Genomic DNA, 26,266 nt, shown 5'->3' with positions numbered 1-26,266 from the left:
AGGTTAGGAATATAGAAACGAAAGGGGCGATCCTATAGCGCTCGTCAAGGTGAGAATAGCTTATAGTCCTATTTTGTGACACAAGGTCTTTACTTCGTGCCCCCTTGGCGAGTATGGTACAAACGTTAAGAAAAAACCTAGCCGGGAGCCGGGGTGTTAGAGCTCCCGGCTTTTGCTGTCTGTGCCTTTCCCTGAAGACCAGTCTGGAGGGACTTATCCTTCTGTGCCTGGTCCTCGCCTTCTTTACTCCCACGGCATGCGCGCAGGAAGACAGCCTGGAAACCAAGTACCTGGATCACAGGGCCGCTGAGATTCTTCTGCAGAGGATGACCGGTGTCAGAGAGGTGACCAGAGTTGACTACGATCTGGGTGTTGTGGTCACCACACTTGAGAAGGATGGCCAGGTTCTGGGCATAGTGGAGATAGTGCCCCTGAGTGAGTATCTTGCCGAGGTCAGGAAAAGGGGCATAAGAAAAGCGTTGAAAGAGAGTGCCAGAAAATCAACTTCCAAACGCCAGCAGGAATCAGAGGGGGGCCTGATACCGCCGATTGACATTCCTATCGAGCTTCCGAAACCTATTGCTGGTATCATCGGTCAGGGTGGAAAGATCGACGTAAAAGGAAGCCAGGGGATTCAGTTCGGTGGGTCGAAGCACTTCGAGCTGGAGCAGCAGCAGACAGAGCTCACCCGCCAGTCTCCCTTCCCTGAACTGAAAATGAAACAGCATCTTATTGTGAATCTGGAAGGGACCGTGGGGCAGAAGGTTCACGTGTTCGTGGATCACGATTCTGAAAGGGAGACCGAAACCAAGAACAAGATAAAGCTCCGGTATGAAGGGGATGAAGATGAAATAGTGCAGTTGATAGAGGCCGGGGACACACAGCTGAGTCTACCCGGCACCAGGCTGATAGGAGGGCCACCCACGCACAAGGGGCTATTTGGCTTAAAGGGTGAGGCCAAGGTCGGCCCCCTCAACATAACGGCCATTGCCAGCAAAGAACAGGGGAAGGCAGAGGAGTTGACTATTTCCGGAGGTGCAGTTGCAGAAACCCTCAAGATAGATGACATACGCTTTCTCAGATGGCGGTTCTTTTGGATTCCGGCTCACACAACCATAAAAGAAGGGATGATAAAGGTCTTTGTGGATGACGGGAATGGCGCGAATGACGACGGGACTGTTTACGGTGAGGCATACATTGATCCGGATGTGCCGGACACGACCGAGTTTCACTCTGGCCGATTTGATATCAAGCAGGTGGATGAGGAGTTCTACACGTTCGACTACCAGAAGAACATCATAGAGCTGGCCCGTGGGTTGGGACAGAAGAACCAGGACGTATTCGCAGTTTCATACGTGACTGCACTGGATGAGACTGTTGGGACGTTTAAGGACACATACGCTTCTGATGATACAGTTATCGTTCAATTGATAAAGCCGAAGATTCCCGGTCCGGACTCCCGGACATGGAGCTACGAACTGAAGAATGTGTACAGTCTGGGTGCGACTTATGTGAGACCTCCTGTTGAGCTGAGAATAAGAAAATACAGTTACTCTGCAGAAGAAGACCCTTGGACTGAGGGGGGGAAGACATACCTTGAAATACTCGGCCTGGATGAGAATCCCAAGGACGGAGCAGTTGACGTGGGCTGGATAAGGTGGGAGGAAGGTCTTCTCATATTCCCTAATGAAAGACCCTTTCAAAGTGATATTTTGGCTGACCCCGACTCCATCTACGACAGAACGACCTTCACAGACTATTCGCCAAAATACTATATTGAAGCTGTGGCCAAAGGCACAAAGACCACATTCAGTCTGAACAGGATAAATATTCTTGAAGGGTCAGTACAGGTGAAGCTGAATGGTCGTGAACTTGTGCAGGGTCAGGACTACACGGTTGACTATGATCTTGGAATGGTCACCCTCTTGGCTCCGGAAGCAAGCAGGCCAGATGCAGAGGTGACCATAACTTACCAGTATGCGCCCTTCCTGTCTCTCGCTTCAAAATCTCTTTTGGGGACCAGGGCAACATATCAGTTCTCCGATAAGGCAGAAATCGGGACGAGCTGGATGTACAGGTCGGAGGCTACCAGAGAGCTGAGACCCAAACTGGGAGAAGAGTCAAGAAGGATTTTGGTAGGCGAGGTGGACGGCCACTTTAACGCCGAGCCGGACCTCTTCACCCGTCTGGCAAATGCTCTTCCACTCGTATCAACAGAGGCCAAGTCTTCATTCCGGCTTTCAGGGGAGGCGGCGATATCCATGCCTAACCCGAACACTCAGGGCGAAGTCTTCGTAGATGACATGGAAGGTACAAGAACAAGCTACAATCTTGGAGTCACCAGGCCCTCTTGGTTGTCCGGCTCCGTACCTGACGGGAGAGATACTACCAGTTTTGGGAGCCCCTACTGGTACAATCCCAGGGACGGCATACGTGCAAGATACCTGGATCCAAATCTGCCCGAGGACCGGAGGAACGATCAGGTGACCGTGCTCGTGTTTGGGAATAAGCTGAGCAGTATTGGAGAAAGCACCTGGGTCAGTTTGAACAGAAGTCTTTCCATCCAGGGGCTGGACTTCTCCCGGTCAAGGGCCTTAGAGGTGTGGGTGAAGGGGGATACGGGAAGAATACATATTGACGTGGGGACAAACATACCAGAGGACGCACCGAGGAGAGTCAAAGATCCAACGCTAATAAAGGGGTATAATGGGAAGCTGGATACTGAGGACATAAAGACTGTGAATGGTCAACTCGACTACGATGAAGACACCGGAGTTGATGGTGTTCAAGGTGATGACGACAGAACTGTCTCTGGGGACGATGGAAATGATGACTACAAATACGACCCGGGGACAAGCAACTATTCACGTGTAAACGGGACGGAGAACAATGACAGGCTGGATACAGAAGATTTGAACGGGAACCATGTCCTCGATAGCAGGAAAGACTACTTCGAGTTCACATTCGACCTGTCCAGTCGGAATTTTGTCGTGAACGACGGAGAGGATGGCTGGCGCCTTTTCCGACTAGCGCTTGACGATTCCATGAACGTGCAAAGGTTCGGAAATCCGGACTGGGAGAACATAACGGCGGCTAGAATCTGGATAGACGGGTTCAGCCACAAAGACTCAGTGATAATAGCCGGGCTGGATATAGTTGGCAACAAGTGGAAAAATGGAGGGGTTTCCGGGCTTCTGCCAGATCAGGGCGGAACCTTTGAGCCTGAGGAGAGAGTTGAGATCAACGTGAAAAACAATGAGAGAGATCCTGACTACACGGCACCTTTTGATCCAGGCACAGATCCTTATGGGAATCAGAGAAGGGAGCAGTCGCTTGTTATCAATTTCTTCGATATCAACACCATGCACAGGGGTACAGCATATCAGTTGATAAGTCAGACGCAGGACTACTCAGACTACAAGGATATCAGGCTCTATGTCCACGGAGATACGTCCAACCCGACATTCTTCATCAAGTTTGGAGGGGATGAGAAAAACTACTACGAATACAGGGAGGTAGTCGGTAAAGGGTGGCACGAGTTTGTCCTGCCCATCCAGGAGTTCACGGACAGGAAGCTGATCCACAAGGAAGATCAGTTCTACTTCGACGCAGGTGGAGTGGGCTATGGCTTCTACGGAAAGCCATCATTCAGAAACATAAGGAGAATGGAAGTTGGCGTCATCAATCAACAGGACGGTCGTGTGAGCGGCGAGATCTGGATAGATGAGATAAGACTATCTGACCCCAGAAAAGACACGGGGACTTCCAGCCAAATAAGACTTGACACGAAGTTCGCAGATCTGATGGATTTCAAGATTACTGTTAACAGACAAGACAGTGAGTTCCGCGGCCTCGCAAGCGAGAGGGGAAGCGGCACTACAACGACCAAATTCAGTGGCTCAGGCAACATGAACTTGGACAAGTTCCTTCCTGAGAAATGGGGTATGTCCATACCCGTGAATGCGAGCATTAACAGGGATGTATCCCTTCCGAAATATCAGCAGTCATCAGACATCATACTCTCTGGTGAAGAAGCAAGAAAACGCGCTTCTCATACGTACAGAAGGGGTGGCAGCATAAGCCTCAACAAGACCAGGCAGTCCCTTAACAAGCTCCTCAGGTGGACGATAGACAATGTGCGTGTTGGGGCCTCTGCCAGCCAGAACTTCTCAGATTCGGAGACACGCGTAGACTCCAATGCCACGTACAATACATCAATTTCGTATTCGTATTCACCCCGTGTTAACCCGCTCTCCATCTTTGGGCTATTCGGTTTATCTTATTTCCCGTCGCACTTCAGTCTTTCGAGCTCCTACAACAAAACTTGGGGGGTGGGATACGTAAAGTCTGACACTCAGAACGTCAGGACCAATGTGGACGAAGACAGGATAGCAAATGGGAGGGCGAGCGTCTCGTACGACCCTCTCAAGTTCGTGTCTACAGACTACTCTATTGACCAGACCCGTGACCTCAATCTTCCAGGGACTTTTTTCGGCTACGACCTTGGGTCAGAGATCAGAAGGACACAGGCTGCCGGCATAAATTACCATTTTCCACTCTGGACAGAATACTTGAGCCAATCTATGAGCTATGATACCAGATATGTCGAGGACCACGATCCGGACATTGGGGGACTGGAAAATGATTATAGAAACGTCAGCAATTCAAACTCAGCCAATCTTAGTCTCACACTCAATATAAGCAAGTTCATGAGTATCTTCTCCGGACTGGCAGGGGCCAAAGACGAGGACCTGAAAGCGCTAACACCGAAGTGGCTGCTGGCAAAGTTCCTTGAGCTCAGCAGCAGGATAAACTCGCCCAATGGCTCTTATACCAGAAGCCGCAACAGCCAGTACAGTTATCTGAAAGGACGTCCTTCATGGCAGTATCAGTTCGGGTTCAGAGACGATGTGGAAGATGTGCCAAAGGAATACTATGTGTATGACCAGACGTCGGTGAATAACACGTATCAGGTCAGGTCTGGATTGAGTGTGGGGGATCTCAGCTTGAGCATCTCCCGCAAAGGGTCGGAGGCCGAGAAGGGGTACTCCGGCAGCAGGACGAGAACAAAGTCAACCACGTGGCCCGATATGTCGGTGACCCTCAGATCGTTTGAGAGATTCGTTCCCATAAAGATGCTCATGCAGTCCTCTGATCTAAGATCAAGCTTTTCCATGACCAGGGGTGAGTCCGGACCGCTCAACACGCCCCCTACGAGCAGAACAAAGGCTATGAACTTCTCACCCCTTGTATCGTGGCATACAACCTGGAAGAGGAGAATAAATACGGAGGTGAGCACAGACTATTCGGTGAGCGAAAAAGAATCCGGTACTCCCATGACTACCAGCACGGACACGAGAAAGGGGATCTCCCTCAAGGTATCCACCTCGTTCAGTGCACCAACGGGGCTGGTCCTTCCTCTTCTTGGCAGGAGAGTTAAATTCAAGAGCAACCTGGATTTGTCGCTCAGCGCCTCTTACTCATCTACGCACTCCAAGCTCGTCACAGAAGGGTCCGATAAGCCGCCAAGAATCAACGCAGACACGGAGTCTTTCTCGATTTCACCAAGAGCAAGCTACAACTTCTCAAAGTCAGTGACCGGTGGGCTGACCATGGATTTTCGCCAGAACAGAGACAAACAGAGGGGAAGAACGGGAAGAGACATAAACGTTGAGTTCGATGTACTGTTCAAATTCTAGTAACCATATGAGACTGGTTGCGGTAATGCTGTTAGGTCTCATAGGTTGCAGCCCCGTACCGCAGTTTGACGGCAGGCAGGCCTACAGGTATTTGCTCACTCAGACAGCAATGGGACCCAGAAACCCCGGTTCAAAGGGGCACACGGCCTGCAGGGCATATCTTATTGAGGAGCTCTCACGCCTTGCGGATACACTCATTGTTCAAGATTTCGAAGCTGAGAACCTGCCAGGCACGCTCACGAACCTTATCGCGCGTTTTAACCCCCAGGTCGAAAACAGAATGATCTTGTGTGCTCACTGGGACACAAGGCCTTGGGCTGACCTCGACCCCGATCCTGCAAACAGAACGACACCCATACCAGGGGCGAACGATGGTGCATCCGGTGTTGCTGTTCTTCTGGAACTGGCCAGAGTCTTCTCGAGTAGGACTCCCCAAAAGGGGGTTGACATTGCCCTCTTTGATGGGGAGGACAGTGGCGAGCAGGGTAGACCCGAGACCTTCTGCCTTGGGTCAGCATACTATGCCAAACACATGTTGAGACCAAGGGCCGCGTACGGGGTACTCGTTGACATGGTTGGTGACGCAGACCTGGACATTTATGTCGAGGAGAATTCAATGGCGTATGCCCGGCACGTCGTGGAACTCATATGGAATTGCGCAAAGGGGAACACTTCGTTTCACGGACACCTGAAACACTCTGTATATGATGACCACATGAATCTTATTGGAGCAGGAGTTCCCTGCGCTGTAATCATAGATTTTGACTATCCATATTGGCACACCTTGGAGGACACCCATGACAAGTGCTCTTCACGCAGTCTGAAGGCTGTTGGTGATGTCCTTCTCAGAATCGTATATCGCTACACTCCTCAAAACTGAAAGCAAATCTCAAGCACCAAACTGCAAACAAACTCCAATGACCAGGCACGAAATTCCAAACAAAAGACGGTTCAAGTTTGTGATTTGAGATTTGGAGCTTGGAATTTGTTTCTGACAAGGGGGTTTCCGTGACGATATTTACGCCTCAGGAGAGACGCGTTCTTCTTTTTCTCCTCGCCGCCCTTTTGGCTGGTTCGGGGGTGAAAGTCTACAGGTCCAGGCACAGGGAGATTGAGCCACACCCCGCCTCAGGTACGCTGTTTCCCTTGACGACAGAGGTCGATAGCTCCAGGGTCCCAGAACTGGACACCGTCATCAGGCTGGTGGAGCAAAGGATAGACAGCCCGAATCCGCCGGATCTGGCAAAGAACAAGATAGACATAAACAGAGCTTCGCAAAAGGAGTTCTGTCTTTTGCCAGGGATAGGCATGAAACTTGCACGACGAATAGTCGAGTACAGGGAGGCACATGGATTCTTCGAGGATATTGAAGAGTTGAAGAATATTTCAGGCATCGGGGAGAAGAAGCTATCGCAGATAAGGAACATGGTGAAGGTTCTCGAGACCACTGGCAGGTAGTTTTCTTCTGATGGCGGGTTTAGTACTGACTGAGGTGGCCTAAGTTTTTTGAAGATGGGGTATTAAGAGACTGGGCAAAGGTCTTGACAAACTGTTGCTAATCTGCTAGTATACTGCAGGGGTGCAAAAAATATGGCCGCCAAACTAGGGGATATGCTTGTTTCTGCTGGTCTGCTCACCGCAGAGCAGCTCAAAACCGCTCTTGCCGAGCAGAAACGTGTGGGCGGACGCCTGGGAACCAACCTTGTCAAGCTCGGTTTTCTCTCCGAGGATGAAATAACTCAGTTCCTCCAGAAGCAGTACGGCGTTTCTTCCATCAACCTGTCCGACTACAACATTGATCAGGCTATTCTTGACCTCGTGCCCAGTGAGCTTGCTACAAAATATCGTTGTATTCCACTGGAGCGGAGGGGGAAAGTATTGACCGTGGCGATGGTCAACCCTGCGGATGTCCTTGCGATTGAGGACATAAAATTTACCACCGGATTTGAGGTCAAGCCTGTTGTTGCGGCCGAAAGCAGTATCGTGAAAGCGATAGAAGAACAATATCAGGCTGCAGGAATGCTGGATGAAGTGATGAAGGATATTGGGGACGAGTCGGCAGAGGTAGAGGTGGTGCAGAAGACGGACGAGGAAGAGGATGAGATGACTGACCTCGCCGCCGCCGCTGACTCCGCGCCAGTAGTGAAGCTGGTAAACAGTATACTTCTGGAGGCTGTAGATAGAAGGGTGAGTGACATACACATAGAGCCCTACGAGAAAGAGTTGAGAATCAGGTTCAGGATTGACGGTATCCTGCACGAAGTGATGCATCCGCCGTACAGAATGAGGAAAGCGATAGTCTCCAGACTGAAGATTATGTCAAAGCTGAAGATTTCGGAGAAGAGGCTGCCCCAGGACGGAAGGATTAAGATCAGAATCAAGGGAAGACCTGTGGACCTGCGTGTCTCCACTGTGCCTACCCTCTTCGGAGAGAAGATGGCGCTAAGGATTCTTGACAGGACAGCCGTATCCTTTGACCTGGTCAGTCTTGGTTTCGAAAGAGAACCTATGCTTCAGTTCATAAAAGGGATAAGTTCGCCGTACGGGATCGTGCTGGTTACAGGACCGACCGGATGCGGCAAGACGACCACTCTCTATGCCGCTATTAACAAGATCAATGCTCCAGATGTGAACATAACCACTGCCGAAGACCCGGTGGAATACAGTCTTCTTGGCATAAACCAGGTTCAGATGAAGGCGTCTGTCGGCCTCACCTTTGCAAGCGCACTCAGGTCCTACCTCCGTCAGGACCCGGACATCATCATGGTTGGGGAGATAAGAGACAAAGAGACTGCCGAGATTTCAATTCGCGCCTCCCTCACTGGTCACCTTGTTCTCAGTAGCGTTCATACCAACAACGCCGCTGGAACCGTCACCCGACTGGTTAACATGGGTGTAGAGCCGTTCCTTGTAGCTTCGACGATGAACTGCATTGAAAGCCAGCGGCTGCTCAGGAAGGTCTGCCAGTCATGCAAGGAACCGATGACGCCGAATCCAGCCCTCCTCAAGGATGTGGGTATTGATCCGTCAGAGTTTGAGGGGTTCACGCTGTACAAGGGGAAAGGTTGCAGGGAGTGCAACAATACCGGGTACAGAGGAAGGTTGGGCATATTCGAGGTGATGGCCGTCTCATCAGATATCAGAGAGCTGATTCTTGACAGAGCCCCCACTGATGCACTGGCGAAAGCGGCCAAGGATGGGGGGATGACGACACTAAGAGAGGCAGCGATTAAGAGGGCCAAAGAAGGAGTCACAGATATTTTTGAGGTCATCAAGGAAACGTCACAGAGGTAGGAGAGATTGGCACTTAAGTTAGGGGTAATGCTGGTAAACGAAGGCCTAATAGACGACAAACAGCTTGATGAGGCCCTCTCAGAACAGCGCGCAACGGGCGAGAAAATAGGGTCTACACTGACAAGACTCGGTTTCATAAGTGAGGAGACCCTGGTCGGATTTCTAAGCAAGCAGTTCAAAGCGCCTTCGGTCGATCTGTCCAAGGACTCGATAGATCCCGCTGCGATCAAATACGTTTCCGCGGAAATGGCTCGCCGGTACGAGGTCGTGCCCATAAAGAAAAGGGGGAGGATTCTGACTCTGGCAATGGTGAATCCTTCTGATGTTTATGCGATTGAGGACATCAAGTTTCATACAGGCCTCGAAGTAGCCCCGGTGGTGGCCGCTGAGAGCTCCATAAGGAGGATTCTGGATAAGTTCTACCAGATTGATACAGAACTTGAGGCCGTCATGGAAGAGGGTCGCGGCGAAGTGATGAGCACCATGGAGGGTGAGGATGTGGAGCTCGTGGAATTCGAGGAGGAGGAGGAGGACATAAGCCAGCTTAGAGCTTCCGGGAAATCCGCACCTGTAACGAAACTGGTGAACTTCTTGATTACTGATGCGGTGAGACAAGGGGCGAGTGACATTCACATAGAACCCTATGAAAGAATACTTAGGGTGAGGTTCAGAATAGACGGGGTTCTTCACGAAGTCCTATCTCCCCCATACAGGCTTAAAGGTGCAATAATATCGAGAATCAAGATTATGGCCACTCTGAACATAGCAGAAAGAAGGATACCTCAGGATGGAAGAATCAAGGTGAAGGTTGGCCAGAAGATGATAGACCTACGGGTAAGCATTGTTCCCACCTTGTATGGTGAGAAGGTTGTTATGAGGATACTTGACAAGAGTGCTCTTATGCTGGACATGACCGACCTTGGATTCGAAGAGGAAGCTTTGAAGGTATTTCTGAAAGCGATAGAACTACCCTACGGAATCATACTCGTAACCGGCCCCACGGGTAGTGGGAAGTCCACAACCCTCTATTCAGCCCTCTCCAGACTGAACACGCCAAATGTACACATACTCACCGTTGAGGACCCGGTGGAGTACAATCTCAGAGGAATCAACCAGGTCCAGGTGAACGACGAGATTGGGTTGACATTCGCATTTGCCCTCAGGGCATTCCTGAGACAGTCACCCAACATCATAATGGTTGGAGAGATCAGAGACTCTGAGACTGCCGAGATCGCCGTGAGAGCAGCTCTGACAGGCCATTTGGTGCTTTCCACCATCCACACCAACGATGCCCCGAGCACCATCAACAGGCTCATAGACATGGGTATCGAGCCCTTTCTTGTGGCGGCATCTGTGACTCTCATACAGGCTCAGAGGTTGGTCAGAAAAATCTGCTCGCACTGCAAGGAGCCAGTTGAGCCTGACTACAGATTGCTCGAGGAGGCAGGCATAGGTAGAGAAGAGATTGAGGGGGCCACAATCTATCATGGAAAAGGGTGTCAGGAGTGTGGAAGCTCAGGATACAAAGGGAGGCTAGCTATATTCGAGGTTATGCCCATAAGTCCAAAGGTCAGACAGCTTATTCTAGAGAGGTCTTCCAATTTGACAATGCAGAATGCGGCCAAACAGGAAGGTATGAAAACACTCCGTGAGGACGTGTTGTTGAAGCTGAAGCATGGGGTTACCACCATAGAAGAAGTGATAAGGCAAACAGCATCCATGGAGAAGTGACAAGGGAGGAAGATCAAAATGACAATAAGACAACTTCTGGAAGAGATGGTTCAAAAGGGGGCGAGCGATCTGCACCTTACTGCAGGCGCGCCTCCCATCTTCAGAATAGACGGGGAGCTTGCCCCGACCAATTACGAGGTGCTCACTCCTGAGAGAACTGAGGAGCTAGTATACAGTCTCCTCTCAGACCAGCAGAAGAAGAAGTTCGAGATGGAACATGAGCTCGACCTTTCTTTTGGCATACCCAATCTATCCAGATTCAGGGCGAACGCATTCGTTCAGCGTGGCTGCGTGGCGATGGCCATAAGAACTATTCCCTTTGAAATAAAAACATTCAAGGAATTGGGTTTACCTCCTGTTGTGGCGGAGCTCTCGAGCAGACCAAAAGGCTTGATTCTGATCACCGGCCCTACTGGCTGTGGCAAGTCGACAACGCTCGCCACCATGATAGATGCTATCAATGGCACCAGAAGGTGCCACATCGTAACCGTTGAGGACCCAATTGAGTACATCTTCAGGCACAAGAAGTGCATTATCAATCAGAGGCAGGTTGGCTCTGACACCAAGTCTTTCAGCAACGCTCTGAAGTACGTTCTGAGACAGGATCCGGATGTGGTGATGGTGGGAGAGATGAGAGACCTGGAAACTATGTCGGCTGCTTTGATGATATCTGAGACAGGCCATCTTACTTTTGCAACACTCCACACCAACTCCGCGGCAGAGTCGGTGGAGAGAATTGTCGACGTCTTCCCCACAAACCAGCAGCCGCAGGTCCGCTCTCAGCTCGCTTTCGTCCTTTTGGGCGTTCTGACTCAGTCTCTGATTCCCCGACTGAAGGGGGGTAGATGTCTATCCATGGAAATAATGGTTGCGACGCCAGCCATCAAGGCTTTGGTCAGGGACGACAAAGTTCATCAGATATATAGTCTCATTCAGGCCGGGCAGAAATACGGCATGGCCACAATGAACCAGTCTCTCTACAACCTGTATAGCGGCAAGCAGATATCCATGGACAATGCATTTTCATATTCAAGAAATGTAGAGGAACTTGAGAGAATGATAGAAGAAAAGAGCGAGATGGTCGCCTAGGCGGCTGTTCCAACTCGGGAGGTGAGAGGCGATGCCCATTTTTGTATGGAAGGGAAGGAGCGCTTCAGGCGCAGTTCAGACCGGCGAGCTGGTTGCAGAAAGCCAGCAGGAAGTCTTTGCAGCACTGCGGGCCAAGAAGATAATCCCTACCTCTGTCAGGCCAAAACCCAAGGAGATAGGTCTGCCCTTCTTGAAGGGAGGAAGGCTGGGGACGAGAGACCTGTCCATATTCACCCGTCAGTTTGCGACCATGATAAACGCGGGACTTCCTCTCATGCAGTGCCTTGAAATCCAGAGCCAGCAGACTGATAATCCTGGGTTCAAGAAGGTTCTTCGCCAGATAATGGAAGATGTTGAGGGTGGCGCTACTCTGGCCGAGGCGCTCCGAAGACAGAAAGGGAGCTTCAGCACCCTCTATGTGAACATGGTAGAAGCGGGCGAGACCGGCGGTGCTCTGGACGTGATTCTGGTGAGATTGGCCAACTACCTTGAAAAGGCAGCTGCACTTGCGAGAAAGATAAAGGGTGCCATGATATATCCGGCGATGATCGTCAGTGTTGCTGTCGTGGCTGTGGGGGTGATTCTAATCGCGGTTATCCCTGTGTTTGCGCAGCTGTTTTCGGAATTCGGAGCAGAGCTTCCTCTGGCAACACGCATAGTCATTGGGCTCAGTGATATTCTGCGAAGGTACTCCTGGATTTTTCTGATATTTGCAATCGCTCTAATTGTGGCTGTGAAAATGACGTACCAGAGAGATGCCGGGAAATTGGCGATAGACAAGGCTCTCCTCAGGATGCCCGTGATGGGGGACCTGATCAGGAAGACTGCAATTGCCAGGTTCTCACGAACTCTCTCCACTCTTCTTGCAAGTGGTGTTCCAATCCTGGATGCACTTGAAACGACTGCAAAGACGGCAGGAAACAAGGTGGTGGAGAATGCAGTAAGGGCCGCGCGGTCGAGCATCAGTGAAGGTGAAACGATTGCGGGTCCCTTGTCAAAAGAAGCGGTTTTCCCCCCCATGGTAGTTCAGATGATATCTATTGGAGAGGCGACTGGTGGGCTCGACGACATGCTCTCAAAGATTGCTGATTTTTATGATACCGAGGTAGATGCAGCGGTGGAAAACCTCACTTCTGCGCTTGAGCCCATAATCATGGTTTTTCTGGGCACGGTAATCGGCGGCATAGTCATCGCCATGTATTTGCCCATATTCAAGATCGCCACCATCGTGGGTGGGGGGCATTAATACACCTTTAATTGCAGCCGCAGGAATCGGCCGCTCTCCAGACTGGATTGGCAGATGAGTCCCCAGAGGCCTACCCAGACCCTAGATTGGCTCATCATATCACGTCCCATAGGTGTTAGCGCCATACTGGGGGTAGGGACTTTCATTCTCAGAGAAGAGCCCTCCAAGGTCATACCCCTGGCTCTTCTTGTCTTCATAACCTATATCCTGAGCCTTGTCTACTGGTTCGCTCTGCGGAAGCGGTTGCCCTTTCGCCCCTTCGTGTGGGCCCAGCTAGCCACAGATGTTGTTCTGGCCACTGCCATTGTCGGTTTCTCCGGAGGTGCAGAAAGCCAGTTTTCTCTCCTGTACTTCGTGCCAGTGATATGCGGGGCTCTGTTTCTGGTTGGCCGCGGAAGCTTCACAATGGCCTTGCTCTCTTCGATATCATATTTGTTGCTCCTGGCTTCCGAATACCGAAACTACTTCCAATGGCTTCAGCCCGGTCTGGACGTGGAATATGTGAGGGATTATATTTTCCTTCGTGGCTATATGCATGTGTTGTTCTTCTTTGGGGTGGCGGCCATGGGGACGTATCTTGCGGAAAGACTACGTAAGGGTGTCCAGGAATTGGAGGACGTGAAGCTTACCACAGATGACATACTTGAAAACATGGGAGCAGGTGTAATCACTGTTGATGCGGCAGGCCGTATCATTTACTTCAACTGGGCCGCGGGGGCGATTCTGGATTGTGAATCTGGTGGTGCTGGCGGACGGATGCTTGAGGAGATTATGCCGAAGGGGGCGCAGGGCCTGACCCAACTGATACTTGAGGGGCTTAAGGCCAGCCGGAACGAATACAGGCGAGAGATCGACATACATCTAGGCGGGGGACGAATCAAGCCGGTGGGTGTGAGCGGTAAGGTGATGGAGAACAAGATAGGACAGCGCAGGGGATACCTTGTGCTATTCAGCGACCTGACGGATGTGAGGGAGACTCAGGAGAGGTTGAAGCGTTCGGAGAGAATGGCAGCCATAGGACAACTTTCAGCAGATATGGCACATGAAATAAGGAACCCCCTGGCCTCAATAAGAGGCTCGGTAGAAATGCTTGCCAGTGAGACTGACTATGGTGGTGACAGGAAGAGGCTGATGCATCTGGTGATAAAAGAGACGGACAGGCTCGACACAATAATAGAGCACTTTTTGAGGTTTGCCCGCTCAAAGGACCCGAGTTTCCGGAAGGTGTCGCTTAACAGAGTGATTGAAGAGGTCCTGGATTTAGTCAAGGCTCACCCGGATTTCAGGGAGACAATTGAACTGAGAACAGTACTATCTGACGCAGATGCCACAGTGAGCGCGGATCCTGAGCAGGTAAAACAGGTCTTCCTGAATCTTTGTCTTAACTCGCTTAGTGCAATGAATGATGGTGGGCAGCTTACCATCGAGGTGCTCCAGACAGACGGGGCATTTGGCGTGGCAGTCACAGATACTGGAATCGGAATAAAGAAGAGCGCGATATCCAGGATTTTCCAACCGTTCTACTCCACGAGAAAGAAGGGGATTGGTCTGGGGCTTTCCATAGCTCACAAAATAGTGGAAAAGCACGAGGGGTGGATTGATGTGGAAAGCAACCCTGGTAAGGGGTCAAAATTCACAGTGTGGTTGCGCAAGTCTGACTCCAGTAAGGAAGGGGAGTGATTCTCATGGCCCGTGAACGTGTTATGATAGTCGATGACGAAGAATCAATACGTGAATGGCTCTCCATTGCCTTGAAGAAAGAAGGCTACGAGATAAAGTGCGCAGAAAATGGCGAACAGGCGCTGGAGCTGTACAAAAAGGACAGATTTGATGCAATAATAACCGACATACGAATGCCTAAGCTGGATGGCCTTGAACTCTTGAAAGAGATAAAGGGGCTCAACCCCTCTGCCAATATTATAATGACCACTGCCTTCGGGTCGATGGAGTCGGCGATAGAAGCTCTAAGGGGTGGCGCTGCCGACTACATAACGAAGCCATTCAAGATAGAAGAGGTGAAACTGAGGCTGGAAAAGATAATGGAGAGCGAAAGGCTGAAGCGGGAAAACATATACCTTAAAGCGGTGCTGAAGAAGAAGGAAGGCGAAAGAAAGATCATCGGAAAAAGCCCCGCTTTTATGAACGTGCTAGCTATGGTGGATAAGATATCAAAATCGGATTCCACGATAATGATCTATGGAGACAGCGGGACTGGAAAAGAGATCATCGCCAAAGAGATTCACAATAGAAGTAACCGGGTGGATAGGGCTTTCATAACAATAAACTGCGGCGCACTTCCTGAAACTCTACTGGAAAGCGAGCTGTTTGGACACAAGAAGGGCTCCTTTACAGGTGCTATCAAGGACAAGGCAGGCCTTTTTCAGGTGGCAGACAAAGGGACGTTCTTCCTGGATGAGGTTGGCGAAACTTCGCCGGGCACTCAGGTGAAGCTTCTGCGTGTATTGCAGGAAAGGGAGATTGTGCCGGTAGGCAGTACTTCTCCGATCAAGGTGGACGTAAGGGTGATTGCGGCGACGAATGAAGACCTTGAGCAGAAGATGGACGACGGGGTGTTCAGGAAGGACCTCTTTTATAGATTGAATGTTATCCCGCTGCGCATACCACCTATGAAGGAAAGACGAACTGATATTCCCCTTCTCACAGATTATTTTCTGAAGAAATACTGTACTAAGATGGGAGTTCCCCTGAAGAAGATATCGTCTGGGGCCTCACAGGTTATGATGCGTTACTCATGGCCAGGAAATGTGAGGGAACTCGAGAATGCAATAGAGAGAGCAATTGTACTCCAGGAGGGGGACACCGTAAGAATTGGGGACCTTCCTGAGAAGATGATACAGGAGACACCAAAGCAGGTGTTTGGTTCCCTGAAAGAGAAAGAGAAGGAGGCGATAGCTTCTGCACTGGAGGAGACCGCTTGGAATGCAGCTAAGGCTGCAAGGACTCTCGGCATACATCCATCGACCCTCTATAGAAAGCTAAAGAGATACGGAATGGATAAGAAGTAAAAGTCATAATCAGGGTGTTTCAGCTTCCCAGATTCTCTGGTATGAGGGATCTGGGATTTTCAAAAGTCGAGCTATGAGTCAAAGAATTAGCACATTTCTCTTAACGACAATTGCTCTACTTTTCGCTCTCAACCTGGTAAAAGGGGGAGAGCCGCAATACATCCTCGCGTTGAGCGAGTTTATTGTGATCGTTGGTGTTGTAGTATGGCTTTACTCGATGGTGGCAAAGGGTGGGTTCACGTTCAGGTCTTCCGTCGCGAACCTTCCTGCCATACTTCTTGCAGGCGTTTTGTTCATTTCTACGATTTTTTCCAGGAATCCTTATCCCAGCTTCAAGGGTCTGCATGAGGTCTTCTCATATCTCTTGCTCTTTTTGATTTGCATGAATCTCCCCAAAGAGACTCTGAAGAGAAAGGTTGCATATATACTGATTGGGGTTGGCGTCGTCCAGTCTGTCCATGCAATCGTTCAGGCGGCCTCTGGCACGAGTAGAGTCTCGGGGACACTTGTCTATCCGACCTATCTTGTTGATACACTCATAATCGGGCTTTCTCTTGCTGCTGGATTCGTTCTGTTTTCCAGGAGCTCCGGACTGAAACGGCTGGCGGTCTATGTGCCTATTTCTCTGTTGTTGTTCGTCGCCCTATTTCTGACGCGAGCAAGGGCAGGACTCATTGCCCTTGCAGCATCTCTGATCGTTCTGGGTATATTAAAAAGCAAGAGGTGGCTGGCCATACTTGTTGGTGTGGTAATCGTAGCCGCGGTTGTTCCAAACCCGATACGGGATAGGATACTGACAGCGGGTAAACAAGATATCTACGCGATGGAGAGGCCGAATATCTGGAAGCAGTCTCTGGAGATTGCCAAAATGAGGCCATCTGCGGGTGTAGGATTCCGGAACTATGTATACTATTCGAGAATGACAAACTTTCCTGTTCAGCATGCAGTTGGCAGGTACGCAAAGGTGGCGAAGATAGCACACAATCAATACCTTCAGTATCTGGCCACCACTGGCATCGCTGGTCTTGCCGCGTTTCTGGTGTTCTTCTCTTCTGTTCTGGTCAGCGGAGTCAGGTTTGCAAAAACGAAAGACCCTCTCATTGCTGGATCGCTGGCTGCTGTCATTGCGCTTCTGGCACATTCTCTGGTGGATAATGCGCTATACCTTCCAATTAATGGGTATGCATTCTTCGCCCTGGCAGGCATTCTGTGTTCTGCGTCTGTCAGCATGAGGAGCTTCAGACCGCCAAAAAGGGCCAAGATATATCTTTTTGCGCTCGCGATTATTTATGCCGTTATTGTGCTCCGCCCGGCAGTTTCCATATCTTTTTACAATAGTATGGCGAAAAAGGTGAAGAGGAATGACGTAGACAGGGCAATAGGATCTTGCAGAGTGGCCCTTGCGCTTTCTCCGAACGAAGCTATCTATCACAATGCCCTGGGCAAGCTGTATGCAAAGAGGTATGACGAGACGAAGAGTGCAGGAGATCTGTATCTTACACAGACGAGGTTTGAATCTGCGATCAAATCCAACCCAGTCGACAGGATCTTCTGGGAGGATTTTGCGGATTTCATATATGACCAGAAACAGAATATCGGTCAAAGGGAAGCCTATTCTGGCGTGGCAACGCTTCTAAGAGGGGCTGTCAATGTGGATCCCTACAATCCATTCCTCAGAAAGAAGCTGGCAGCAGTCTACATAGAAGGGGGGTCCTACGACAAGGCTGCCAGCGAGTTGAAGATGTTGGTCAGTGTGGAGCCAAATTATCTTGTTGCCCGATTCATGCTTGCCCAGGTTTATGGAACTCTTGGAATGACAGACAAGAAAGAGGAACAGTATCAGGTTCTTCGAGAAAAGAGACTGCAACATTTGGAGCTGAGGATTCAGAATGATTACGAGAAGACGCTTCTGGAGTTTGACTGGTCCCTTCTCCCCGCGCAAAGCTATATAAGCCCGAAAACGAAATAGGGCCGAGCCTTCGCAAGAAGGCGCGAGACATATTTCGTCGTGCTTAGTCTCTCTTGCTGAGACGGAGTCGAAGCTTAGAGAGTCTCGATCCCGAGCGTAGCCCCGCGTGTCCTTCGCGAAGTCGGAGGGAGTCTATCGAGGGGCGAAGTCTAGGGAAATTAGTCCTGAGGCAGCGCCGAAGGGAGCGATACTCGAAGGATCTCCTGAAAACAGCTGCGCCCTTCGATAAACTCAGCAATCTCCCAAACACGACATGGTGACCCCGCGAAGCGGGGGACCGTGGAACGCCCGGCCGTCGAACGGCCCGGGCAGGCAGATACGAACTTTTGAACTTTGGCAGTTTGCAGACAGTGGTCGCCTGCGGATTGAGTCTTGACTTGACATAGTGTCAATGATTTCTTATACTTATGCGAATTCATCAGGAGTATTCGCCCCGGCAACGGGGTTAGATTTTACGAGGGAAGATGGCTCCATCCGTCGCGGTAATCATAAGGACCAAGAATGAGGAGGAGTTCATCAGAGAGACCCTTGAGGTTGTCTGCGCACAGACCAAGAAGCCGGATGAGATCATAGTAGTAGATTCCGGATCCTGCGATAATACTCTTCAAATTGCATCCCACTTCGAAACGATAGTTGTTCAGATAGAACCAGAAGAGTTCACTTATGGCCGGGCGCTCAACATAGGTTTTGAACGGGCCAGCTCAGATTTGCTCGTCTCCTTGAGCGCGGACGCACAGCCAGCGGATGAGAATTGGCTGGCAAAACTGACTGGTGCACTTAAAGACGCAAGGACTGCAGGGGTTTATGGAAGGCAGATTGCAGGCCCCAGAACAAATCTCTCGGAAAAAAGGGATTTGCAGATTCGCTACGGTACAGAGAGGAAGGTGCAGTCAGAGGATTACTTTTTTTCGAATGTCAACTCAGCGATCAAAAAGGAAGTCTGGAACAGAATAAGGTTTAGCGAATCAATAGCCGGGGCCGAGGACTGGGATTGGGCGCGCAGGGTCCAGGAAGAGGGGCATGTGGTTGTGTACGAGCCCGACGCTGCCGTTTTTCACTCTGATGACGACGCATTTATGGCGGCATACAGACGAATGAAGCGAGTCACCTGCGGAGTAGCAAGCTTGGACCCATCTTTGAGGGTGAGTCTTGAGCAGGTGCTTGTCGAGACTGCAATACAGACAGTTCTGGACATGAGATTCATCGCACGGAGTGGAATGAACTTAAGGAGCATGTTCTATTCACCGTTTTATAGACTGGCCAGGTCCATGGGTAGATACCGAGGAGTCCACTACGGGAAAAGAGCCTCACATACAGACTGATGGAACCTTCCGAAGAGAAGGAAACTCACTCAACATAGACATACCCCTTACCGGTGAGACATGGCAGTCTCTTGCCAGGTTCAGCTTCTTTGAGAAACCAGGCTATGCTTTTGTCGGGGGGGCAGCATATTTCAAGCGGGAGCAGATCAGCCTTCAGGCCATAAGGGATATTTCTCTGATGCCCGCGTTTTGCCGCACCAGAATATATCCAAAGGAACTCGAGGGCAGGTGGATACACTCGTGCATGTATGTTAAGATGCCCCTTTTTCTCATCTCCTCACTGAGAGGTGCATCTGGCGTCGCCTTTCCGATTCATGTCACTATTGAGGGAACGAAGATCCCGCTGTCCTTCTCCCTTTTCTCTACAGGGCGTGAGACCGTCTTCGAACTGGGTATAGTCGCAAAAGAACAGGTCTTCGAAAGAAAGAAAAACGACTACGATGACTGGCTATCCCCACATGTTGAGCTTGAAGAGAAGGAGATAAAGCGTGACCTGCACGGCAAAAGAGTATCTCTTTCTTTTCATCTTTACCAGGGCGGGGACTGGAAAGATATTGTGAGGGAGTTCCTCAAAGGAAGGCATGCCGCTGTGGTTGGAGAAACTGACTTTAATGTACATCTCAACAAGTCAGTTAACTGGCTTAATAGCGTATTTGACCCGGAATGCAATCTGTTTCTGTTGGGGACAAGAAGAGATAGAAGAGCACCACTGGGAGGCTACTGGTGTTTGCCCACCTACAACACGCTTGCGTCAGACCTCTATTCTTTATCTACGAGGGTGAAAGACGAATCAGTTCTGGAAATGTCCAGGGGAGCCAAAGAACTGATGCTGGATGAAAATGCGAGTATCCTCCTGGAGGACGGCAGGGTCTGGCATAACACCGCAAGGCTTGATCCCGGATCCCGAAGGCTCATTTTCTACAGCCACCTGGGAACTGGCATTGCCGGATACCCCGGGGGGCAGGCGACCGCTCTGAGAGCTCTTCTGGAGAGAGCATGTTTGGGGGATGACGATTCAAATCTCATAAGAGCAATCAAGGAAGGTCTTTCCTGGCTTAAGTCTTCGATGTTTGAGGATGGCCACTGGGCGCGCACCTATCCGGTTTTTGAAGAGATTTCCAAATTCAAACTGGAGACAGGTGAGCAGAGCTATTCAGTGGGAGGAAACGGCGAGGGTGTTACTGCTCTATTACTTGCCTACCGTCTCTTCAAAGACAACTCCTATTTGGTCAGTGCGAGAAAGGCGCTGGAATGGACGAATCGATTTGCAGAGGGTGGTGTGCTCACCGCGGGTTATCTCAGAGACAACAAGCAAGATGAGGTGGATGGTGTTTCAGCGATATTTGCAGCTCAAGCCAACCTTCTGGCCTATGAGATCACCGGGGAAGAGCTCTACAAGCGAATAGCCCGAGAGTTCGCGACCTATCTCCTTACCTGGCAGAGGTGGTGGGACGTACCTGCATTCGATACACTCATCTTCTCTTTTTCTCCAAGGATTGCGACCTGTGAGACTGTGTGGCTTGCTGAAACCTATTACGAGATGTACAGACATACAGAGGATGAATTCTGGCTTCGGCAATCTGAGATAGCCTTCGGTGCCCTCAAGGCCGAAGATGCGTATGGAGGATACGGAGAAGGTTTCTATTACGATGAGGAGTTGAGGCTCCATCCGCTCATGTTCGATGCCGTCTACTCGGCTTCTGCCGTCTTGAGGTATGTGCTGCACAGAATGGAGAAGGACGAGGTTAGTATTAATGTTGAGAGCGAAAGATTGTATAGACTCTTTAGAAAACAGATGAAGAGAAGCAGAATCGGGAGAGGGTTGGCAAAAATTAGAAGGGTGATCAGATGATGGGTTTGAATCTCCGTCTTGACTTCAAGCTTGCTCAGCGAGAAGAGGCGGACACCAGGATGAAGGAGTATCTGGTCAAGACCGTCGAGGGTTTCTTTGACACATACCCGGAGCGAAAAGTCCGCTCTTTGATTCTGACCGGCGGAATGAGCAGAGGGGAGGGTTCGTGCGAGTTATCTTCCGGAGGGGCGCTAATCTACAGTGACTATGACCTCCTTGTGGTTCCGAAGGATAGGAAAGATGTGGCAGAGGCGAGGTCCCTCTTTCCTGTTATGTCTCGCAGCGTGACCGATTCACTCAGGGGAGAGGAGTTCTGTTCGCACGTCGACTTCGCACCCATCACCACAGATTACTTAAAGAACATGAGCCCTTCCATGTTCAACGTGGAACTGGCAGAACACGGAAAGGTTGTGTGGGGCGACGATGAGACGCTTTCGCAGATAGAGAAACCTGAGGCAAGTGAGATACCCCTTGATGATGCTCTCACTCTCCTGTTCAACAGAATAGCTGCACAGCTTGTGATGATCGACCCACTGAGGGAATCTGAAGGCGCTGAGTTTGAGTTTGCATTCTATCACAACGGGAAAATATTTCTGGACATAGTATCCTGTATTCTCGTTCTGGAACACAATTACAGGCCCACATACGCTGAGAGGTTAAGTGCGCTCTTGCAGTCTTCGGATGGGGTGGCTTCGCGCCTTCAAGGCTTGCTGGAGGAGGCCCGCTTCTGGACTCACTACAAACTCGACCCGAACAAAAACAGAGTCCGCGAGAAGTACTCTCCTGGGAATGTGGCAGCTGGCAGTTCAGTCGTTGCCGTGAAGGTCTGGAACCTGCTCGTCCCGAAAATGGAACAGACCCTTGGTCTGTGCTTGGAAGAAGCATTTGGAGTGAAGGATTACCCTCTCGATTCTGCCTTGATCACCTTCCTGCGCAGGAAGAATGTGTTGCGGAGGCTGAGAGAGTACAGGACCTTTCTTCATCGTGCTGCCCCGGCCATAAAGAAGGGCAGAATTCGCCCACTCCCATTCTTCATGAGGGGAACGCCTCTTGACATGACGTATGCTGCCGCGACGATGCTCTTCTTCTCGGTTGATAGGCTAGGCAGGGACTCGGTTGTGTTGAGAAACGGGCAGCGTACTGGACAGGCAGCCCTGTTTCTTCCAGTTGTGGTTCCTTTCAGTGGCAAAGCAGAAGACTGGTGGGAGGAGCTGAGAGAGGCAACTACAGAATTGTGGAGGGTCATAGTAAAGGGTGGTGCTTACTAGCGCAAAAGAGACTGTAGACTGGTGGTACAGGTGGCTCACCTCCAAACCTCGTCGTTCTCCTGTCCACGCTCAGGTCTTGATAACTGGAAAGTGCAATGCGAGGTGTGTTCAGTGCAATATCTGGTCAAGATATCAAGAAAACCCTGAGCTTGCTGACGATGAGCTTTCCACCGAAGAATTGCTCGAGCTGGCAGATCAGCTTGAAGATCTGTGTGTCAAGACTGTTTCTATATCAGGCGGCGAGCCCTTCATGAGAAAAGACTTGTTTCGATTTGTGCGCGCCCTCAAAGAGAAAAAGATATGGGTGAATGTTACGACCAACGGCTCCATGCTCAATGAGGTGAATAGAAAAGCAGTCATTGAGACCCATCTGGACAGCCTAACTGTTTCAATTGATGGGACAGAAGAGGTTCACTCAAGACTCAGAAAGGGGTTGTCCTTCCAGAAAACTTACTCTGACCTGAAGGAGTTGGCCTCACTCAGTAAAGCGATTGGTGACGGAAAGCCTTGCTTGAACGTGGCCTCAGTAGTCACAGGAGAGAATGTCGAATCTATTATCGAACTGAACAAGACTATTACTCAAGAAAGTCTGGGAATAAACCATTCCTTCGGGAGTCTTATTAGCTTTGCCGAGCAATTCGGTGTGACGAGAGAAGGCGGCAGGATCCACGGTCTTGAGGTGGACGATGCTCAAATGGATTGGCTGATGGCGCATCTGCCAGAAGAGAAAGACAGATTTGCGTACCGGATGATGAGGAAGTACAATGCAGGAGAGTCAAGTTACCCGTCACTTTTTCATCCTTGTCTCGCAGGGCTTTTCAACATCGTCATCTCAGAGATGGGAGATGTTCTACCTTGCTGCACCTGGAGCGAGGGGGGAGTAGTGGGAAACATTCGGGCCAGGCCGATCTCTCAAATATGGCTGAGTCCAGAATTCAGAGAGAAACGGAGGCAAATAAGAAAGGGACACTGTCCAGGATGTTGGATAAGCACCTACGTGGAGAACTCACTTCCTGTATGGCCGGAGTCGATCGTAAAAAGGCTCGGAAAGAAGGTTGGATTTGGGAACCGCAGTCTTTATTCTTCTTGATGGCTTCAGGCACGACTACCTGTCTGAAAAAGACACTCCATTTCTATGGGAGCTTTCCAAAAAGGGCAGTGCGATCGTCTCAAAGACGCGTGAGCCTTTCGGTTTCCAGTCCAGACCTGCATATCTGGCTGGACTCTATCCCGAAGAGAGTGGTGTCTGTACTCTTTTCAAATACTCGCCAGAGACGAGCCCGTTCAAGGGGACGGGTCCATTGTCACGCCTGGAGGGACTGCCCAGGCTTAGGCTGTGGATCAGAAAGAGGGTAGAGTTGAAGACCTCGAGGCTTGCCGGGCCAATATACAGGTACTTGCATACGACAGCTCAGGTTCCCTTGACGCTTCTTCCTTTTTTTGACTACTCGGAGAAGGAACTTCCCTGGGAGATGAGTCTGGTAACGCCCACCATTTTTGACCTGATAAAGAAGACAGGTGGGGAATCTATTTATGTGGGCTGGCCGGAGTACTCTTCCCAGTACACCGACGAAACGGTTGTCTCTCGCCTTTGTGAGTCTTTGAGTGTGAAGCACAGGTTCGCGTTTGTCCAACTCGGACTGTTGGACGGTGTGGGCCATACGCACGGGCCGGATTCGGTAGAGATCAAGAAGGCTCTGAAAGAAACGGATTCTCGAGTGAGAGAGCTATACTCAACTTTTGAAAAGATTTCTGGGTCTTTCGTTCTATTCATATTCGGTGACCATGGAATGGTGAAGGTGAAAGAGCACCTCCCTATATGGAGCAGGTTGCGAATGCTTCCGTGTAAACTGGGAAGAGATTATCTCGTTTTTCTTGACTCTACAACTGCAAGGTTCTGGTTCTTTGACGAGAATTCGAAGGAACCGATAGAAGGTCTGCTGAAGGAAGTTGGCGGCGGCAAGCTGCTTGATGATGCGGACAGAAAGACCCACCACATAAGATTCAACAACAGAGAATATGGCGATCTCATTTTTCTTGCTCACTCTGGTAATCTGATTCATCCGTGCTTCTTTGGTGTTGGTAGTGACGCGCCAAGGGGGATGCACGGATACGATCCTGACTGCACTGAGAATCAGGGTATTTTCATCCTTGCCCCGGATGCATCCAAAAGGATAAGGACTCCGGAAGTCGTGGACCTAGTTGACATCTATGCTACAACTGTAAGTTTTCTCGGGTATGAGGTTGATGAGATGGCGCACGGCAAGAACCTCCTGGCAGATAAATTCTAGGGTTATGATTGCAGAGACAGACATAAGGACGAAATCGATAAGGGGCTTAAACGTCTCCTTCATTTTCATGGGGCTCACTTCGCTCATCATTCTCCTCAGAAAGGTGGTTCTGGCAAGACTCCTGTTGCCTTCGGACTTCGGGCTTTTTGCATTCACCATATTGGTTGTCGTTTTTGTCAACAACCTTGCAAGCCTGCGGATGCAGGATGTGATAGTCCAGACAAGAACAGATCCCAAAAGAATGCTCAATACAGCGTTCAGTTGTCAGCTTGCTGTCTCCATACCAATGTTCATCATAGTCCTCGCCTTTGCGGGTTTCATTTCACGCGGTCTGCACAAACCAGAGATGGCGACCTACTTGAGAGTAGCGAGCCTGTTCGTTCTGACCGTACCCTTCGCGCTTCCAAGGGCCTTGTTTCTGAAGACCATTGACATCTTCAAGGTGAAGTTGCCGATAGCCCTCGGATTGGCAGGCAACACCGTGATATGCATAGTGATGGCAGTAAGAGGATTTGGGGTATGGAGCCTCATCACAGGTTATGTTCTCGACTCTGTGATAAATGTGATCATCATCTGGAGCTATTCACCGCATAAGCCCAGACTGGAGTTTGACAGAAAGATCTTCAAAGAGATTCTCCGCTTCAGCCTACCGCTGTACTTCCTCACGCTGCTGATTTGGATATTCTGGCAGGGAGACGACTTCATAGTTGGATTGGTTGGTGACCGGACTCTATTTCTGGCAGGTAACGCTGCCCTTGGATTCTACAGCCTGGCATTTTATTTTCCGCACCAGTTGATGAGGATCAGGTCAGAAATGGCAGGTGTATCATTCCCTGCGTTTTCCGCAATAAGGAACGACATAAGGAGGGTGAACTCAGCCTACAGCACGATCACCAGAAACTCTGCAATCTTTATGCTTTCATTCGGTGCTGTCCTGATACCGCTTGCGAGGCCGACCATCCTCTATCTTCTGGGAGAGAAATGGTTACCATCGGTGAACGCATTCAGGATTTTCATGATTGCGGCTATGGTGAGAGCCATCTTTGCAAACTGGGGAGAGGTGTATAAGAGCCTGGGAAAGACAAGAGCCCTTCTCTGGGCATACATTCCCAGCCCGGTCCTTCTTTTGCTTCTCGGGCCCTATGTGACGCTGAAGTTCGGCATACTCGGTATGTCACTGCTCATCATGGGAATCATTCTGGCGATGCAGCCACTCGTCATATATTTGACCAAAAGGGTGCTTGTCGAGGTGAGTTTCACAAAACTGTTATGGAAACCCCTGGTGGTTTTTGCGATTGTGCTCTCAGCGACATCGGGGGTCTGTCGTTTCGTCAGTAACATTCGCACATTTTTGGCCAGCGCAGTAGCCCTGTTTCTCTGTTACTACCTGCTAATGGCTATCTTTGACAGACAGTTCAGGTTAACTGCGCTCGACTATTTGAGGGTAAGTTTTACCAAAGGGGTAGACCCTTAGGAAGA

16 protein-coding genes are annotated in these 26,266 nt (G+C 50.2%); all 16 read left to right on the top strand.

Annotated elements, in window-relative coordinates; genetic code table 11:
- Positions 1–113 precede the first annotated feature (113 nt).
- The 16 genes from E3J62_11985 to E3J62_11910 all read left to right on the top strand — a co-directional run bounded on the left by E3J62_11985 (position 114) and on the right by E3J62_11910 (position 26,261).
- A complete protein-coding gene (locus tag E3J62_11985; GenBank protein ID TET43927.1) occupies positions 114–5,699 on the top strand; it encodes a hypothetical protein in 5,586 nt (1,861 codons plus the stop codon).
- Positions 5,671–6,579, top strand: coding sequence for a M28 family peptidase (locus E3J62_11980; protein ID TET43926.1), 909 nt, complete (start codon positions 5,671–5,673; stop codon positions 6,577–6,579). The genes E3J62_11985 and E3J62_11980 overlap by 29 nt, the downstream gene beginning before the upstream one ends.
- Positions 6,580–6,668: 89 nt before the next feature.
- The gene (locus E3J62_11975; GenBank protein TET43925.1) at positions 6,669–7,157 is read left to right on the top strand and encodes a helix-hairpin-helix domain-containing protein; all 489 of its coding nucleotides are present in this window, start codon (positions 6,669–6,671) and stop codon (positions 7,155–7,157) included.
- 132 nt (positions 7,158–7,289) lie between these two features.
- Positions 7,290–8,993 (top strand): type IV-A pilus assembly ATPase PilB, encoded by a 1,704-nt coding sequence (gene pilB, locus E3J62_11970; GenBank protein TET43924.1) that lies wholly within the window; start codon positions 7,290–7,292, stop codon positions 8,991–8,993.
- A 27-nt stretch (positions 8,994–9,020) separates the two neighbouring features.
- Positions 9,021–10,724 (top strand): type IV-A pilus assembly ATPase PilB, encoded by a 1,704-nt coding sequence (gene pilB / locus E3J62_11965; protein TET43938.1) that lies wholly within the window; start codon positions 9,021–9,023, stop codon positions 10,722–10,724.
- 18 nt (positions 10,725–10,742) lie between these two features.
- A complete protein-coding gene (locus E3J62_11960) occupies positions 10,743–11,813 on the top strand; it encodes a type IV pilus twitching motility protein PilT (protein ID TET43923.1) in 1,071 nt (356 codons plus the stop codon).
- 31 nt (positions 11,814–11,844) lie between these two features.
- Positions 11,845–13,059, top strand: a complete 1,215-nt coding sequence (locus tag E3J62_11955) for a type II secretion system F family protein (protein ID TET43922.1) — start codon at positions 11,845–11,847, stop codon at positions 13,057–13,059.
- A gap of 54 nt (positions 13,060–13,113) precedes the next feature.
- The gene (locus E3J62_11950) at positions 13,114–14,739 is read left to right on the top strand and encodes a PAS domain S-box protein (GenBank protein ID TET43921.1); all 1,626 of its coding nucleotides are present in this window, start codon (positions 13,114–13,116) and stop codon (positions 14,737–14,739) included.
- 5 nt (positions 14,740–14,744) lie between these two features.
- A complete protein-coding gene (locus tag E3J62_11945; GenBank protein TET43920.1) occupies positions 14,745–16,085 on the top strand; it encodes a sigma-54-dependent Fis family transcriptional regulator in 1,341 nt (446 codons plus the stop codon).
- Between the two features lie 73 nt (positions 16,086–16,158).
- A complete protein-coding gene (locus E3J62_11940) occupies positions 16,159–18,054 on the top strand; it encodes a hypothetical protein (GenBank protein ID TET43919.1) in 1,896 nt (631 codons plus the stop codon).
- A gap of 464 nt (positions 18,055–18,518) precedes the next feature.
- Positions 18,519–19,376, top strand: a complete 858-nt coding sequence (locus E3J62_11935) for a glycosyltransferase (GenBank protein TET43918.1) — start codon at positions 18,519–18,521, stop codon at positions 19,374–19,376.
- A 244-nt stretch (positions 19,377–19,620) separates the two neighbouring features.
- Complete coding sequence (locus tag E3J62_11930) at positions 19,621–21,228, top strand: hypothetical protein (GenBank protein TET43917.1); 1,608 nt, start codon at positions 19,621–19,623, stop codon at positions 21,226–21,228.
- A complete protein-coding gene (locus E3J62_11925; GenBank protein ID TET43916.1) occupies positions 21,225–22,496 on the top strand; it encodes a hypothetical protein in 1,272 nt (423 codons plus the stop codon). Before E3J62_11930 ends, E3J62_11925 begins: the two co-directional genes overlap by 4 nt.
- Positions 22,483–23,586, top strand: coding sequence for a radical SAM protein (locus tag E3J62_11920; GenBank protein TET43915.1), 1,104 nt, complete (start codon positions 22,483–22,485; stop codon positions 23,584–23,586). The genes E3J62_11925 and E3J62_11920 overlap by 14 nt, the downstream gene beginning before the upstream one ends.
- On the top strand, positions 23,552–24,787 hold the full coding sequence (locus E3J62_11915; protein ID TET43914.1) for an alkaline phosphatase family protein: 1,236 nt from the start codon (positions 23,552–23,554) through the stop codon (positions 24,785–24,787). The genes E3J62_11920 and E3J62_11915 overlap by 35 nt, the downstream gene beginning before the upstream one ends.
- Positions 24,735–26,261: a hypothetical protein gene (locus tag E3J62_11910; GenBank protein TET43913.1), complete on the top strand. Its 1,527-nt coding sequence runs from the start codon at positions 24,735–24,737 to the stop codon at positions 26,259–26,261. Before E3J62_11915 ends, E3J62_11910 begins: the two co-directional genes overlap by 53 nt.
- Positions 26,262–26,266 lie beyond the last annotated feature (5 nt).

The organism is candidate division TA06 bacterium (assembly GCA_004376575.1).
Classification (GTDB): Bacteria; Hydrothermota; DG-26; order E44-bin18; family E44-bin18; genus E44-bin18.
This window is presented reverse-complemented; position numbering and strand designations above follow the sequence as displayed.